The organism is Microcoleus sp. OTE_8_concoct_300 (assembly GCF_031383065.1).
In the GTDB taxonomy this organism is placed as follows: Bacteria; Cyanobacteriota; Cyanobacteriia; order Cyanobacteriales; family Microcoleaceae; genus Microcoleus.
This window is the reverse complement of the sequence record NZ_JANMZH010000086.1, coordinates 1-15,387: the sequence shown is the minus strand read 5'-3', so window position 1 is coordinate 15,387 and position 15,387 is coordinate 1. Positions and strand designations below refer to the sequence as shown.

At 45.9% G+C, this 15,387-nt stretch carries 16 protein-coding genes and 1 pseudogene; 8 read left to right on the top strand and 9 right to left on the bottom strand.

What is annotated here, in order from left to right:
• Both ACUVJL_RS04150 and ACUVJL_RS04145 read right to left on the bottom strand, forming a co-directional pair.
• A partial coding sequence (locus ACUVJL_RS04150) for a hypothetical protein (RefSeq protein WP_445244691.1) occupies nt 1–379 on the bottom strand: 379 nt, incomplete at its 3' end.
• A gap of 279 nt (nt 380–658) precedes the next feature.
• Nucleotides 659–1,258: a glyoxalase-like domain protein gene (locus ACUVJL_RS04145; RefSeq protein WP_445244690.1), complete on the bottom strand. Its 600-nt coding sequence runs from the start codon at nt 1,256–1,258 to the stop codon at nt 659–661.
• Between the two features lie 120 nt (nt 1,259–1,378).
• Here ACUVJL_RS04145 and ACUVJL_RS04140 point away from each other — a divergent pair, with 120 nt between their 5' ends.
• Complete coding sequence (locus tag ACUVJL_RS04140) at nt 1,379–1,783, top strand: gamma-glutamylcyclotransferase family protein (protein WP_445244689.1); 405 nt, start codon at nt 1,379–1,381, stop codon at nt 1,781–1,783.
• Between the two features lie 20 nt (nt 1,784–1,803).
• Here the strand turns inward: ACUVJL_RS04140 and ACUVJL_RS04135 are convergent, their stop codons facing one another.
• Together ACUVJL_RS04135 and ACUVJL_RS04130 are read right to left on the bottom strand one after the other, a co-directional pair.
• Nucleotides 1,804–2,070, bottom strand: coding sequence for a winged helix-turn-helix domain-containing protein (locus ACUVJL_RS04135; protein WP_445244692.1), 267 nt, complete (start codon nt 2,068–2,070; stop codon nt 1,804–1,806).
• Between the two features lie 1,091 nt (nt 2,071–3,161).
• Nucleotides 3,162–3,758 (bottom strand): ATP-binding protein, encoded by a 597-nt coding sequence (locus ACUVJL_RS04130; protein ID WP_445244688.1) that lies wholly within the window; start codon nt 3,756–3,758, stop codon nt 3,162–3,164.
• 223 nt (nt 3,759–3,981) lie between these two features.
• Between ACUVJL_RS04130 and ACUVJL_RS04125 the strand changes: the two genes are divergently transcribed.
• Both ACUVJL_RS04125 and ACUVJL_RS04120 read left to right on the top strand, forming a co-directional pair.
• Nucleotides 3,982–5,478: an NACHT domain-containing protein gene (locus ACUVJL_RS04125; RefSeq protein WP_445244687.1), complete on the top strand. Its 1,497-nt coding sequence runs from the start codon at nt 3,982–3,984 to the stop codon at nt 5,476–5,478.
• The gene (locus ACUVJL_RS04120) at nt 5,478–6,356 is read left to right on the top strand and encodes an NACHT domain-containing protein (protein ID WP_445244686.1); all 879 of its coding nucleotides are present in this window, start codon (nt 5,478–5,480) and stop codon (nt 6,354–6,356) included. Before ACUVJL_RS04125 ends, ACUVJL_RS04120 begins: the two co-directional genes overlap by 1 nt.
• A 170-nt stretch (nt 6,357–6,526) precedes the next feature.
• Here the strand turns inward: ACUVJL_RS04120 and ACUVJL_RS04115 are convergent, their stop codons facing one another.
• From ACUVJL_RS04115 to ACUVJL_RS04105, 3 genes are all read right to left on the bottom strand, one after another.
• Nucleotides 6,527–7,132 (bottom strand): anti-sigma factor family protein, encoded by a 606-nt coding sequence (locus tag ACUVJL_RS04115; protein ID WP_445244685.1) that lies wholly within the window; start codon nt 7,130–7,132, stop codon nt 6,527–6,529.
• A 140-nt stretch (nt 7,133–7,272) separates the two neighbouring features.
• Complete coding sequence (locus tag ACUVJL_RS04110) at nt 7,273–7,932, bottom strand: sigma-70 family RNA polymerase sigma factor (RefSeq protein WP_445244684.1); 660 nt, start codon at nt 7,930–7,932, stop codon at nt 7,273–7,275.
• A 100-nt stretch (nt 7,933–8,032) separates the two neighbouring features.
• Nucleotides 8,033–8,524 (bottom strand): molybdenum cofactor biosynthesis protein MoaE, encoded by a 492-nt coding sequence (locus ACUVJL_RS04105; RefSeq protein ID WP_445244683.1) that lies wholly within the window; start codon nt 8,522–8,524, stop codon nt 8,033–8,035.
• 90 nt (nt 8,525–8,614) lie between these two features.
• Here ACUVJL_RS04105 and ACUVJL_RS04100 point away from each other — a divergent pair, with 90 nt between their 5' ends.
• Complete coding sequence (locus ACUVJL_RS04100; RefSeq protein WP_445244682.1) at nt 8,615–8,800, top strand: hypothetical protein; 186 nt, start codon at nt 8,615–8,617, stop codon at nt 8,798–8,800.
• Between the two features lie 364 nt (nt 8,801–9,164).
• Complete coding sequence (locus ACUVJL_RS04095; RefSeq protein WP_445244681.1) at nt 9,165–9,566, top strand: SH3 domain-containing protein; 402 nt, start codon at nt 9,165–9,167, stop codon at nt 9,564–9,566.
• A gap of 330 nt (nt 9,567–9,896) precedes the next feature.
• Here ACUVJL_RS04095 and ACUVJL_RS04090 read toward each other — a convergent pair whose 3' ends face one another.
• On the bottom strand, nt 9,897–10,877 hold the full coding sequence (locus ACUVJL_RS04090) for an aspartate carbamoyltransferase catalytic subunit (protein WP_445244680.1): 981 nt from the start codon (nt 10,875–10,877) through the stop codon (nt 9,897–9,899).
• Nucleotides 10,878–11,069: 192 nt separating this feature from the next.
• On the opposite strand from ACUVJL_RS04090, the pseudogene ACUVJL_RS04085 reads away from it, so the two are divergent.
• Together ACUVJL_RS04085 and ACUVJL_RS04080 are read left to right on the top strand one after the other, a co-directional pair.
• Nucleotides 11,070–12,304: pseudogene (locus ACUVJL_RS04085) on the top strand (RNA-guided endonuclease InsQ/TnpB family protein).
• A gap of 216 nt (nt 12,305–12,520) precedes the next feature.
• Complete coding sequence (locus ACUVJL_RS04080) at nt 12,521–12,739, top strand: DUF4327 family protein (protein WP_293257578.1); 219 nt, start codon at nt 12,521–12,523, stop codon at nt 12,737–12,739.
• A 173-nt stretch (nt 12,740–12,912) separates the two neighbouring features.
• On the opposite strand, the gene ACUVJL_RS04075 is transcribed toward ACUVJL_RS04080, so the two are convergent.
• The gene (locus ACUVJL_RS04075) at nt 12,913–14,154 is read right to left on the bottom strand and encodes a protein kinase domain-containing protein (protein ID WP_445244679.1); all 1,242 of its coding nucleotides are present in this window, start codon (nt 14,152–14,154) and stop codon (nt 12,913–12,915) included.
• A gap of 380 nt (nt 14,155–14,534) precedes the next feature.
• On the opposite strand from ACUVJL_RS04075, the gene ACUVJL_RS04070 reads away from it, so the two are divergent.
• Entirely contained in the window at nt 14,535–15,242 is a 708-nt protein-coding gene (locus tag ACUVJL_RS04070) for a PEP-CTERM sorting domain-containing protein (protein ID WP_445244678.1), read from the top strand.
• Nucleotides 15,243–15,387: the final 145 nt, after the last annotated feature.

The window sequence follows — 15,387 nt, the reverse complement described above, 5'->3', positions numbered from 1 at the left end:
CAACAGCAGGAGCTAACCCAACTCCACTGACTAAAACAGGAGCCAACATCCCAGCCGCTTTGGTATAGTTCTGATTTATTGTTTCATCTAAAATCTTCTGAGTCTCTGCATCGTCCCCGAGGGGTTTGCACATAAGTTGGTAAACTAAGGGGTTGACGCGATCGAAAAGCTGCCGACCAGCATCTAGAAATGTTTGATCGATCGATGCTCTAGCCGCAACGTTCACATCAATAGATTGCAAGGAAGCTGGGTCTACCCCTCTTGCTCCACGTCCAGCAACATCATCCCCTATGGCTTGTACGCGAGAGCCGAGCTGAGCTTCTAGCTGCTCCTCATCAAGTTCCCACAAACTTTCTACAAGAACTTCCACTTCTGCCATGATTACTTATCTCCCGGTTTTAGTTAACAAGAGAGTTACTGATTATTCTGGGGATATAAAAAAATCTCCCGAAACCAATCAAAGTAGTTTAACCCAAATATAGTGATATTTCAAAAATCTCAACTATTCTTATCATTTTCTGATAGAGCGATTATCTCTCTGGAGATGAGCCTTTTTCGCGATTAATATCAATTCCGGCTTAGCCGGAATGATATTACCCAACAAAAGAAGTCGGGGGTAGCGCGCGAGATCGTTTTAGGTTTAATTAGAACGACCTACTTAATTACTAACCTCAGCCATTTCAATGACGCGGCCGTCATAATCCTTAACCAAAAAATTGAGCGGCTTTTCCCGGCGAATTTTATACTTAATGCCACGAGTTTGTACCCTCATCAATAGCTGATCCAAACAATCCCGATCGAAACAAACGTGACGCTGGCGATTTTTTTCCCCTGCACCGGCCCCGCTAATGATGTGCAGTTGGGTATTTTTCATCAACTGATACCACAAACCCTCGGGATCCCCCATCGTTTGAGAGCTCGTTGTCCTCCCGACATTCGGCGACAAATACAGCGGATCGATACCTGTTGTCCCCAAACTTTGCTCGTAATTGTAGTAGTAGTGCAGCGGCACTTCTGCTACGGGCAGGTTTAGCATACCTTCATAGAACTCCCTCGCTTGCCCTAGATCGGATACCATCACTGTGTGTACCTTCGGAGCACTGGTGAGAAACATCCACATCGCCCCCGCATAGGCGGCCAGCAGCATCACCATAATCCCTTGAGTCGAAAATAAGCTGTCCAGGGGCAGGGATGGCAAGAAAGAACTCAGGTGCAAAGGGTGAAGTGCAAGAGCCATAATACTAACTACTAAAGTCATGAATCATAAGAAAGGGTAAACAACGAAATTTATCAAGATTGCAGTCGCGATCGCCCGCGAGACTTAAACTATTAGCTTAGCCATCTATGTTAGCAAAAGCTAGCCGTTAGGCCCTACCCGATGAAAGTCTTTGTCTACGGCACTCTCAAACCGGGGGAGTGCAACTACCTCCGCTACTGCGAAGGAAAGGTTGTGGATGCTTACCCCGCGATCGCCCGCGGTCAACTTTTTGCGCTGCCGATCGGCTATCCTGCGATGATTGCCGGAGACGGCACAGTCTGCGGTTTTCTCCTCTGTTTCGCTTCCTCGGCTATTTTGGACGATTTAGACCGACTTGAAGACTATCATCCCCTGCGCGAACCGACACAAAACGAATATCAGCGGCAGTCCATCGAAATCTTCGATCGACACCTCAAACCTTTAGGCACCGCTTGGGCATACTTCATGTTACCCGATCGCGTCCGTTCCCTAGGAGGCATCTGGCTGCCCCACGGCACCTGGGAAAATAGGTTTTTCACCAGTTAAAATCCTTAATGCCGATGACCTTAGTAAATTGCCATTGCCGTGCGATCGGGCGGATCGAACCTGTAATCATAACCCCCAATAGTTTTAATAAACCCAGACCCAGTAGCATCAAATTGAATCATTTGCTGGCGAATCTGACCGATAGATACCCTAACAACTTGCTCTTCTCCTGTGTCGTCGCAGTTCCACCCCCAGATTTTTTCGATTAGCTGTTGGCGACTCCAATATTGACCGGAATGACTTTCTAAAAAATACAAGATATTAAATTCCCAGGCTGTTAACTTGATAATGCGATCGTTGAGTGTTGCTTCCCGACGCGCTGAATCGATCGCGAATTGCTGGAATACAATACGCGATCAAGTTACAGGTTTCATGCGTCTCAACACAACTTCTATACGAATTGCCAATAGGGCCAGATCAAATGCTTTGCAGATATATAGCAATCCTCGCATCATTTGTGAATTTCTTACTCCCGAACCGTGGGTTCGGGGAGGGTTGGGGTGGGGTAAAAAATTTACGACTCCTGCAAGGATTGCTATAGTCATCAGCACCTGCGGAAAGGACTTTAAGTTTATCAGCTTCGTCGGTGCGGCGGCGATCGCTCAGGTCTTTAAAACCCACTCATATCATATCCGGTCGATTCCCTCCGCTTCGCTTCGCCCGAAATCAGGTAGGGGAGGGGCGGGTAAACCTGCCAATATCTGCCAATAATTGACAATCTCAAAAACCCGCCCGACCGGGATATTATGGTCAATCGATCGGACATGATATCATACAGACTTTTTTATGGTCATTTTTCTTTCAACTTCGCTTGGAAGTCAAAAGGCTCTCCCCAATCCCAAATTTTGATTCCTAGGCGTTCGTTAAATACGGTTATTTCAAGCTCGATCCGAGTTTCTCTGGGCAGATTTTTGTGTGGCGAATAGCATTCGTAAAGGCTTCACTCACAGCCAGTATACACTGATGAAAAACGGCTTCGGGAATTGGTAGAGCAGCTCACTGTTCAACCGGCGACAAAGCTTGAACAACAGCAAAAATAAATGATATCAGTATTTAGTTGAAGGCTGATTTTTTGAATGTGCTGGTTAGAAATGCGATCGCATTGGCGAGGCTTTTGAAACCAGAAACTAAAGCTGTTTAAAACATCGATAGTCCGCTAAAAAAACGAGCTTGAGTCCTATGTTGGGGTTGTACTAGGCCAGCCTTCTGATAATATTTTACAATTAAAAGACAGTTTCGAGTGTCAGATGTGTGGGTCTAACTTAGCTGATAGGCAATTTTGCCAATATTTTTTATGCCTCCCCCACCTGACGGAATTTCATTTATGTTATCTCTCATGGTGCTATCCTTTGTCATCATTTAATCTGTACTTTTTTACCTAAAAAAGAGAGTGACCTTCTGATAAACTGAACGGACTTTTTTCTGGCAATTCTTCTTTCAACTTCGCTTGGAAGTCAAAAGGCTTTCCCCCATCCCAAATTTTAATTTCTAGGCGTTCGTTAAATACGGTTATTTCAAGCTCAATCGGAGTTTCTATGGGCAGATTTTTGTGAGCGTGGCGAACAGCATTCGTAAACCCCTCAACCACAGCCAGTTTACACTGATGCAAAACGGCTTCGGGAATTGGTAGAGGATCTAACTGTTCAAGCCAGCCTAAAACTTGAGCAACAGCCTTGATATCAGTATTTAATTGAAGGCTAAATTTTTGAATTTGCTGATTAGAACTGGGATCGGATTGGGGATTTCGTTGCTTTTGAAACCAGTTAAAGCTGTTTAAAACATCGCTTGCCCGCTTTAAAAAACCAGCTTCACTGCTATTTTGGGGTGGTTCTAGACCAGGCTGCTGATAATATTTTACAAGGAAAAGACAGTTTCGACCGTCAGAAGTGGGGGTATAACTTAGCTCATCGGCAATTTTGCCAATAATTTTTATACCTACCCCACCTGACGGAATCTCATCTATGTTATCTCTCATGGTGCTATCCTTTGTGATCATTTAATGTGTACTTTTTTACCTAAAAAAGAGAGTGGCATTCTCAAAGATTAAGTTTGCATGATTTATGCTTGAGTTTTCCCCTATGCCGTGCAGTGGTTGTCTCAATCATTTTCTCTTGGTTGCTCGGGTCTTGACAAACTCAGTTTGCGATCGCTAAACTGAGCGAAAACTGACATTGACAATTAGATAAGTAAATTATACAATGACTACCCTCAAAGCCTCTGAGGAGGGATTAGTAAAAATTAAGCAAGCTAGAAGAGAAAGGGGCTCGACTATAGAAGACCCCAGATGGCTAGTAGAAGCTAGTCAAAAATTAGATCCCGATCAAACTTGGACAGAGGTCGGGCCCTATGCCGATGGTCTGTCCCTGCCAACTTGGAGGCGTTTTTTACGAGGAAGAGAACCCATTAAAGCCAATGCTTTCAGGGCTTTCTGCACGGTTTTGCAGTTGAATTGGGAAGAAATTGTCTCGCGCCCTCCACCCGAAAATCCGCAGCCACCGAAGTTAGACATTGATTCGGTAGTGCAAGAGATCCGACAAAAATGCCACAGCAAAATCCAACAGCTTTACAGCAAAATGCAACTGTTGGATATTGCACAGCCCGTTGATGTCAGCAACCTCTACGTTGAAGTAAACATTTTGGAGGAAATTACCAGTTGGCAGCCGGGAGAAATTAGCAATTTACTCAGAGACTTCAACCCAGATGCGGATAACTTTAACCGCTTGGGATTAGGCAAAGTGCATCAGAAACGAGTACCCGGATTGGATGCAGTGAAATCTCACCCTAAACTAATGGTACTCGGCAAACCGGGTTCCGGTAAAACTACTTTTTTGAAACACATCGCCATTCAGTGCGATCGATCAGAATTTGAAGCCAACAAAATACCGATTTTTATCCCTCTGAAAACCTTTGCTGAAATCGCTAATCTTGACTTATTAGAATATATCAGCGACGAATTGGCCAGTTGCGGAGTTGAGGCGCGATCGCAAACTGAATTCGCACTCAGTCAAGGCAGAGGGCTGATTTTGCTGGACGGCTTAGATGAAGTGCCAGAATCAGATAGCGATGCCGTCGTCAGACAGATTCGTCAGTTTGTCCAAAAGTATTACAACAATCTGTTTATTATTACCTGTCGAATTGCCGCTGCTAAGTACAGATTTCACGACGCAGCCTTTACCTGTGTTGAGGTAGCCGATTTTAATAATAAGCAAATCGCTGCCTTTGCTCGCAATTGGTTTGTGGTATTTTCCCAGAATATGGAGGCAGGGAAAGCTTTAGCATCTCAATTTTTTGAGCAGCTAAAAATGAAGAAAAATCAGCAAATCCGAGAACTAGCAGTAACGCCCATTTTGCTTAATCTGACTTGTTTAGTATTCCAAGCCAAAGCAGATTTTCCATCCAACCGAGCCAACTTGTATGAGGAAGGAGTGGAAATTATGCTCAGGAAATGGGATGAAACTAGAGGCATTAAACGCGATGAAGTTTATCGCGATTTGAATTTGTGCCGCCAGAAACATTTACTTGCTTTTGTAGCAGCTATTAATTTTGAACGGGGCGATTACTTTTTTGAAAAAAATCAAATCCAACAAGTGATTGCTGACTATTTGGCTAACTTACGCGATGGCACAACTGACCCCGTTGAGTTGGAGATGGACAGTGAGGTTGTGTTGAAGGCGATCGAGAACATGGCTTATTAGTGGAGAGGGCAAGAGGGATTTATTCGTTTTCTCATTTAACATTTCAAGAGTATTTCACTGCTAGAGAAATAGTTAACAATTCCGCTCCACAAGCTATGGAAAAACTGGTCAGCCACCTGACCGAGAAGCGTTGGCGAGAAGTCTTGTTGTTAGCAGTTGGGATGTTGCAAAAAGCTGATGATTTTTTACTGTTAATGAAACAACAAGTTGATGGACTGGTCGCTGAGGACGAGCAGTTACAGCAATTCCTCCTGTGGGTAAATGAAAAATCCCTTTCTGTTGATTTTCCCTACAAACCTGCTGCAGTGAGATTCTTTTACTTTTCCCTTCTCCCATCCCTTGAGCTTGCTCTTAATCGTAATCCTGAACGTTTCCTTGACCCAGCCCTTTACCTTGCCGTTAAACATACCTTTGACCCTGCTATTGAAATTACCCTAGACCTTGTTCTTGACCTTGCCATTTTGCCTGTACTCGACGGTGCTATTGACCCAGCCCTTAGTCTTGCCCACGACATTCTTCTTGTCCCTCTTGTTGAACCTGAATTGATGCAAGCACTGCAAGAACTTAAGAAACAGCTACCTCACCCAGATGGTGACAAGGAAATATTTAGGCAATGGTGGCAAGCTAACGGACAAGTTTGGACTCGGGAATTAAGACAAATCATAATTTCCTATCGGAATATAGGTCACGATTGGCACTTTAGCGAACAGCAAAAGTCATTGCTGAGGAAGTATTATGATGCTAATAAATTGCTGGTATATTGCCTCAAGAGCGGTTGTAATGTATCTCCTACTGTGCGGCAGGAAATTGAGGAGACATTGCTGTTGCCGATCGCAAATATCCAAAAAACCGATGACAAGTGCGATCGCCCGCTCTAATTCCACTAGCTACCTACTCCGATATTAAGATGCGATCGCCCCACAATACGTCATTCAAAGCCAGGAAAATGTCAAAGGATATATCCAACCTGGAAAAACTGGAAAAAACGGCAAAAAGCCCCCTTTTCTAGGGAGCTTAGCGACTTCCGTTATTGCTCAAAACAGAAATCCTACTGCCCCTTTGGCAAGGACTTTTGAGGGGTTGCTACACCAACTTTGGGAATATCCATTATCGGTGCATTCACCCCAAGCATCAAATCGTTTGGATTAACAATCTCCACCAGAGGCTCGTTCAAAGCCACAATCAAACCGTCAGATTCAGCAGGAACGGGCGATTGAGCCAACTGGGGAGCAAACAATTGGCGGCCGCCACCGACACCAGACACCACCGCAATCAACAAAGCTGCGATCGCACCTCCACCCCAAATCCAAGTTTGTTTCGGCTTGCGTTCCACCCGCTGCAAAACCTTCGTCGCCAACTCCTCTGCAGATTGTTCCGCAGCAGGCACCGGCATTGCCTGAAAACTCTGCTGCATCATCAGCAGTCGCGAGTACAAACGCTTCATCGCGGGGTCATTTGTCAGCCAGTCCTCAACTTGCCGGCGTTCTGCCGCCGTCACTTCGCCATCGAGGTAGGCACTCAGCAATTCAAAGCGATCGCGCATCATAGTAGTTACATTGCCCTGGGCATAATTTTTGTTAGCTTGAGTTTCAGCGAGTGAATCCCCGAGACCTTGCTGATTGTGATTTTTATCCGATTCAAAATTACAATTCATATTTCACACTTGCTCTAATTGGGAGAAGCACCCACTGGCTATTAAGATGATTTACTGCTTATTTATATTTTAAAAGAGAAGTTTTGATGTGACAGCAAACATCACCAAATCTTCTTGACCAGCCTCTGAAATCACTTTTGCTAATTACCATCTAGATATTTTTGTAATTCCAACTGCAATCTTTGGCGAGCTCTAGCAATTCTCGACTTGACAGTTCCCAGAGAAACTCCCGTCATTTCCGCTATCTCCTCATATGCTAAACCTTGAATTTCTCTCAAAACAATTGTCGTGCGGAATACTTCCGGCAAATCCGCGATCGCCGATCGCAACTGCTCGTAAAATTCTCTAGTCGTCAAATCTTCATCAGGTCCGGGACTGTCAGCCGGAATTTCCCACTCAACCTCCCCATCTTCCAGAGCCCGGGGTACGTCGAGCGACAGCGGAGTTCGCACCCGCTTGCGCTTCCGCAACTCATCGTAAAATAAGTTAGTGGCGATGCGGCTGAGCCACCCTCGAAATTTAACAGGCTCTTGCAAGCGGTTAATATTGCGGTAGACTCGAATCCAGACTTCCTGAGCCAAGTCTGCCCGGTCTTGCCAGTCAGGGGCCAAGTGATAGAGAACCCTATCTACGTGGGACTGATAACGCTTCAACAGTTCTGAAAAGGCAGTAGTCTCAGGTCGATTTCCTTCCTGACACCGCAACACCAAGTCATAATTAGAGAGTTTTTCGGCTGGCAATTGCACTCTTTGAACGGTCGCCACAACCGCAGACCAGGACACGGAAATAAAGTCGCTCATCGGTGGAATTGGCTCATCGAACTTTCCAGAGTTTTTGACGTTAGGAGAGCGTCACAAGTTCCCCTCTTCCATCTAAAATCTCAAATCTCAAATCGATTGACTAATGCCCCACAACCTCGCACGCTCCAATACTAACCCAACTGCTAGAACCGTCGGCCCAATGTTCCTTTTTCCAAATCGGTACATTGTGTTTGAGCGTATCTATGGCGTACTGGCAAGCTGCAAAGGCCTCCCCCCGGTGGGGACAGCCAACAGCCACCAGTACGCTGATTTCCCCCACCTGCAAGTGTCCGACGCGGTGGTGAATTGCGACCCGATTGACAAACGCCCACTGGCGGCGGATTTCAGTAGCGATTTGCTGGAATACTCGCACTGCCATCGGTTCGTAGGCTTGATATTCTAGGGAAACTACAGCTTGACCGTCAGTTTGGTTGCGGACTGTACCGCTCATCATTACCACGGCTCCGTTGGCGGGGTCATCTGCCAAAGCGTATATTTCCTCTACAGACAAAGGCGCTAAGGTAATGGCAAAGCTGTCTGATTCATGGCGTTGAGGAATAGTGTCGATCGAAAGTGCAGCGAAGGAGTTCATTGCGGAAGAAGTGGTGCTGGAGAACTCCATCGATCTTGACACAAATCAAGTCGCGATCGATTGATCTTGCATCCTTGTCAGAGACACGGGGTGGCTAATGTTGAGACCCATCTCGTAGCACGGCCTTCATGTCCGACGCCATCGCTCCGAACCGCTGCACCAGTGCGATCGGCTACAATCATAACTCGCCCTAACCAAATTAAGGCTGTGCTTGAAGACGAGCTGGATGCTTGTGCGATCGAATTAGCTGCCGATATTGCTGTAGCAACTCAATAAATAAGCACACCCCAATAAGTAGTGTCCTTCGCAACTCGGTACAAGCAATCTCAGACCCCAAGCCATTACTTCCTTCCCTTTTGAATGAGACAGTTAAGTGGAATTCTGCCCGCAGTGTCGATCGGCGTTGCCCAAATTTTTAGTACCCGATGTAAACTTATTTTATTTTTTTGTTCCGGAAAGCTACATAAATGACATGATATACCTGTGCAGGATTCAGGAACCTTAGCCAATACTCGGCAAAAGCAAGACCTTAACGCCATTTTGTGGCTTTTATGAAACATAAGTTAATAATTTGGGCTGTCAATCGAGGTTTTGACCTGAATCTTCATCAAAAAATGTTAACAACAATCACGAGGAAACTATGGAATCACTAGCATTGAGCCACTCTTTTGTTGCTTATGAATCTCCAGAGTCCGAACTCCAACTCAAGTCTTTAGACGAACTGGGCTTTAAAATTCCTAATTCTGCATGGCTAGGTGTTGCAGGTATGGCAGTAGCTTTATCTGTTCTGAGTGTCCCTGGCGAAGCCCAGGCAAGTTGCGGGTACTCCCGCTGCGGCAAGCAAAGCCATCACAGCCGTCACAGCTACGCGGAAGTTGTCACCAACGGCGGCAGGCTGAATATCCGCCACCGCCCCGATAGCTGTTCTCGTGTAATCGGCAAGTTATATCCTGGAGACAACATCAAATTGACCGGTCGTTACAAAAACGGCTGGGCTCAACTCAAAGGTGGCGGCTGGGTGTCTGCCTCGTGGCTCTCCTAACTCTTAACTACAGCACTTTACATTTTTAGAAAGAGTGTTAAAATCGTTACCCGGCAAGACCGGGTAACGATTTTTTTTCAAGAGGCGATGGAGATTGAAAATAATCAAATATCCGAAATTAATCACCAAAAAGCCGAGGGTCAGCCCCTGGCTTTAGACATACTGTAATGGCGCTGCAAATATTTTGCCAAAAGTATGGGCAACTTTAGGGCTATGCCTAGAAGGAGTCAGTAGAGGCGCTTTGATTTCGACGAGTGAAGGTTCGTATCTGGACTCTTCAAGAATCCCCGTCTATGAAAGGGCTGGGGAGTTTCAATAACCGCTAACAACCTAAACTTTACCGCCGCCGATCAGGTAAAGTAAGGCCATCCGCACCGCTACCCCGCTGGTAACTTGCTGAGAAATCAGGCTAAACTGGGCATCGTCCATCAAATCCGAACTAATTTCCACGCCACGGTTAACCGGGCCCGGGTGCAACACCTTCACATCCGGCTTGCAGAGTTTGAGCCGATCGCGCGTAATCCCGTACAAAGAATGATACTCTCGTAAGCTCGGCAGCAAATGCTCGCTCATCCGTTCCTTTTGCAGCCGCAAAGTCATCACAAAATCTGCATCAGCCAAAGCAGGTTCAAGATGCCAGTGCAAAAATAACTTGCCTACCCTACCATCGCCACACTCAGCAAACAACAGCGGCAGCAAAGTCGGCGGCCCGGCCAAATGAACCTCTGCCCCAGAAGCCGTTAGACTCCAAATATTAGACCTAGCCACCCGCGAATGCAAGATATCCCCCACCACAGCAATTTTTTTGCCAGCTAAAACTTCGGGCCGCGGACGTTCGGTATCTAACAGACAACAAATAGTAAATAAGTCTAGCAAACCTTGCGATGGGTGTTCGTGCTGACCGTCTCCTGCATTGAGAACGCTGACTCTCGAACCCAAGCGATCCATTTCCGAAGCAATCGTACTGGGAACTCCAGCTTGTTCGTGCCGGATCACCATCAAATCCGTTCCCATCGCCAGATAAGTCTTAGCCGTATCCAGAATAGTCTCCCCCTTCGTCAGAGAAGAACTTCCCGGGGTAAAATTTAGCGTATCCGCCGACAGCCGCTTCGCCGCCAACTCAAAACTATTGCGAGTCCGGGTAGAAGGTTCAAAAAACAAATTCGCGACCACTTGACCCTGCAGGGCAGGCACTTTCTTCGTGCGGCGGCCCAGAACCTCCCGAAAACTGGCCGCAGTTTGCAGCACCGTATCGTATTCGTCGGAGGTAAAATCAGCCAGAGTGAGAATGTGTCGCCTTGTCCAAGTCATAGAGTTAGGTTTTGAGTTGCAAGTTGGAATTTAACTATTTCGCCGTAAGTCCCCCACTATAACGGTACTCCGTTTAGTGGCGGGATATAAGGCCCAGGGATGAGATGCAATCGTCGTCGTCAAATTATCTGAAAATTTTTATCGGAAATTGTATATTCTGATATAATTCACAGATAGAGGACGTGATGTTAAGTGCTACATCAAGCTGTCCCAGTACGCATATATCCTACAAAAAAACAACAAACACAATTAGCCCAAACATTTGGTTGCGCTCGTTCGTGGGGGAATTATGCTATGAATAAGTCTATTGAAGCTTATCAGGAAACTGGTAAAGGACTTGGACCCTCAGCACTCAACGCACTTCTACCCGGCCTCAAAAAAGCTGAAGAGACTGCATGGTTAGCTGATTGTTATAGCCAAATTTTGCAAGCTACGACACTTAACCTAACCACAGCGTACAAAAACTTTTTTGCTAAACCGGCGGGCTTCCCTAAGTTCAAATCTAAGCATGGTAAACAGTCAATTCAGTATCCTCAAAACGTCAAAATTGTAGATGGAAATGTCAAACTGCCGGGCAATATTGGAATAGTAAAAGCCAAGATACATAGATGAATTGACGATAAAATAAAGACTGTTACTATCAGCAAAACGCCCTCAGCGAAAGACTTAGCGTGTATATTAACTGAAGTTGAGGGTGAGCATCCTACTACAACAGAAGGTAAGATTTATGGCATCGATCTAGGAGTTAAGCACTTTGCAGTTGTCACTGAGAAAAAAAAGTTTCTAAGTATGACAATCCTAAGCATCTTGCCAAGCACGATAAAAATTTGAAGCGCCAGCAACAAAAGTTAGCACGCAAACAAAAAGCGAGGAATTCTCGGTACAAATATAGAAAAGTTGTTGCCAAAGTATACGAACGGATTAGTAATTCACGGGAAGATTTTCTACATAAACTTAGTTATAAGTTGGTCAGCGATAGCCTCGCGGTCATAATGGAAAATCTTCATGTTAAGGCCATGGTTCGCAATCATAATTTGGCTGCATCAATATCTGATGTTGGATGGGGAACCTTCACCAACTTCTTAGCCTATAAGCTAAAACGCAAAGGGGCAAAGTTGGTTGAGATCGATCGATGGTTCCCTAGCTCTAAACTTTGTTCTAACTGCTTCCCTCAAGTCAGTGAAATGCCATTAGATGTGAGATAATGGACTTGCCCTCACTGTGGCACTGACCATGACCGCGAGGGAAATGCAGCTATCAATATTAGAGCAGAAGGCATCAGAATGCTAAAGGCGGAGGGTTCAGCCGTCTCTGCTTTAGGAGGGGAGGTAAGACCAAAGCTGGGACGAAAGTCTCATCTGAGGCACTCGCCATTGAGTACAGAAGCCCCTGAAGAGAGTCGGTACTCCGACTATAGCCGTGGGTAGTTCACAGATGATTAATTCTTTGCAGTCGGTCTTGACTCTTCAGTCTTGCTTATAGCCCCTTGTCAAAACCAACTGTGTTAAGATACAAGTTGAATATGTAGCTTCCCGACAAAAATCTACACGTGTCTTGGCGAGACTGTTCTTGGCGAAACTGCGGTAAAAAGTGTGAGCTGGGAAGTGGTAATTACACAAGATTTAAACAATTCAAGAGGTATTATGAGCCAGCAGGTTATACAGCCGATGGTTAAGTTCCAGCGTCAGGTGCATTCTCTCGTCACGTCTGGCATTATCAAGCCCACAGACAGCATTTGGAAAATTGCTCTGCTTTACGGCGACGAATGGCCGTACTGGAAACAGCAATTGCTAGAGTTTGATTTTTCTATGCAAGACCCTGTGAGCGAGTTGATAGCTGTAGAAGCTTGGGACGAGGAATAACACAGGAGACGGAGGGCTTGCGTGTCGGAGAGAAATTCCGAGGCGATTGGGTAAATTTTCTTTGATAAATTTTCCGTGGCTAGCTTCTTCCCTCGGACTTCGGACCTTTGCTCTCTTCCTAAGGACTAATGACTAATGACTACTGACTAATGACTACTGACTAATGACTTCTGTTAAAGGGAAGCTGCTAAAGCTCGAGCTAATTGTTGAGCAGTTTGAAAGCGATCCCCAGGCTTAGCTGCCGTGGTTCGCAAAATGGTCTCCCGCAGCTTGGGGGTGATCGTCGGAATATTTTCGAGCTTAAACCCGTAACCTCCAGCTTTTTTGCCGTAAAAGTTTTGAGGGCTTTGGGCCGTCAGCAAAAAAATCAAAGTAGGCCCAATAGCATATAAATCCGACTGAGGGAGAGGCTGTCCCCGGTCTTGTTCTGGTGCGGTGTAGCCTTCCACGCCGATGCGAGTGCCCGGAGGAGTGCCGATTTCTTTAACGGCTCCAAAATCCAGCAGTGTAATGCGATTGTCGCGGTGCCGCACCAGCAAATTAGCAGGTTTAATATCCCGGTGGACGATCGGGGGTTTTTGAGAGTGAATGTAGTCCAAAACCTCACAGGTTTGGATCATCCACTCTATTGCTTGTTGGGGAGCAACAGGCCCGCGGTTGTAGATGCGTTTTTCTAAATCCTCGCCGTGGAGCATTTCCATCACCAAGTATTTTTTGCCCCATTCCACAAAAAAGTCAAAAAACTGAGGAATTCCCGGATGGTGGAGGGCCTTGAGAGTTTTAGCTTCACGTTCAAACAGTTCTTGAGCTTTGGCGATTTGAGCCATATCAGCATTCATTTCCTTGAGGACTACCAGAGATGCTGCGGGGGAACTGCCGGGTTTTTGAGCTTTTGCTTTATCTCGATCCCAGGCTAAAGTCGTTGTCCCCATACCACCTTGACCCAAAGTTCTCAGCACTTGGTAGTGGCGGACAGTGCGATCGACTTTAATCGGTTCGCCGCAGTGGATGCAGAATAAATTCCCCGGCGGGTTTCCCCCGTGGGTACACCTCGGGGCGGCGAGATTGACGGTGGGCTTCGCCTCAATTTGGCCGCCGACTTCAATAGTAGTAACTTGGAAATGCAGAATTGGGCCGCCCCGCGCCAACTGGATCAGGGCACCGTCGGATATCCAACCTTGAGACATGACAATACCGTTAACCAAAGTGCCATTTGTCCCGAAATTGACTAAGTACCACTGACTGGACCTCCCGCTATTAACTCTTTGCAATTCTAGATGCTGCCGCGACACTAGAACATTGGGGATGACAACGTGATTTTCTGGAGAGCGGCCGATGCGAATAATGGACTCGCTCTCGAAACTCCACTGTTGCAGGGGGGTCTGTTTTTCTGGATCTAAAAGAGTCAGCAGCATTTTTGATGGATGTGGTTAATCTGCTAATAAGTAGCAGGAGTTGCCCCGCTTTTGGGTGGGCAATTCTTTTGCCCAGCGCCAAATGTAATAGGTGGCTATTGAACGAGGAACTAATAACTAGCTCGGCGTTGCACCGTTTAACCGTAAATTTACTAGAGATCGATCAGTTGCATAGTTCGCGAAATACGTATTATTACTATGATTTCAGCCCTTAGCTTTATCAAATCTTTATTAAAGCACATTTTTCATTAAAATTGCATAAAGCTGCTATCGATCTCTCATTTTTGTAAAATATTTTCCGTATAATTGCTGATAAATATATCGAGCTTTTTACACAAGCATATCTACTTAATCCTATCAAAAGTAAGGACGGAATAACAATGAGTGAAAAATTGCAAAAAATGGCTGTTGCTGCTGCTATTTTGGGATGGGGGGCGACCTCCGTCAAATCGGCAGAGGCTGCATCAGTGAAATTAACTTTTTTTCAGGGCGCGGACACTCCTGTAGGTGTAGGCTCTTTGAGCTATGATAAATCGACTCCTTATGAAGATTTTTTTACGTCAAGTTGGGTCGCACCACATCGAGCTCTAGAAATTAGCGCCAGCGATAAATTGTTTGTAGTAAAGGATTTTGCGGTAAATTTACTCGGGCTGTCGTGGGACTTGTCCGACACTACAACCGTTTGGCACTCGAACCCTTATTCTTCTGCCAGCTATATTTATCGGCTTTCACCTTTGTTGTGGGCACCGTCTGACCTAAATCAATTAAAGGTTGTTAATGGTGATGATTTCCTAGATGACCATACCGATATCCCAATACCCTCTCTGGATGGATATTGGTCATTTGGAACTCGAGTAAGAACTCCACAGACTGCAACATCTCCACTTCTGCTAATAATTGGAAATAAGGGCGGGCCAGGCTCCAGAATGAGCTGGCGGCAAGATAGTTTGCAATCAGACGGAAGCTTCGGCGCCAGCAGCGGATATCTAATAGCAGAGGAAGTCGAGCCCGGCGGTGAAAACTCAGAGACTGTTCCGGAACCTGCAACAATTGCAGGTTTAACTCTGGCAGCGGCTGGCTGGGGCTAGGCCCAGAAAAAGTTTGGAGCATCGAAAGTCTAAAATCGAAATGTGCCTACCTGGGCCCGAATGATAATTGCCGTGATATTGTCGTGACCGTTGCGTTTGTTGCCTAGTTCAATCAACTGGGCAACTCCCTCGTCGAGATTGGCTT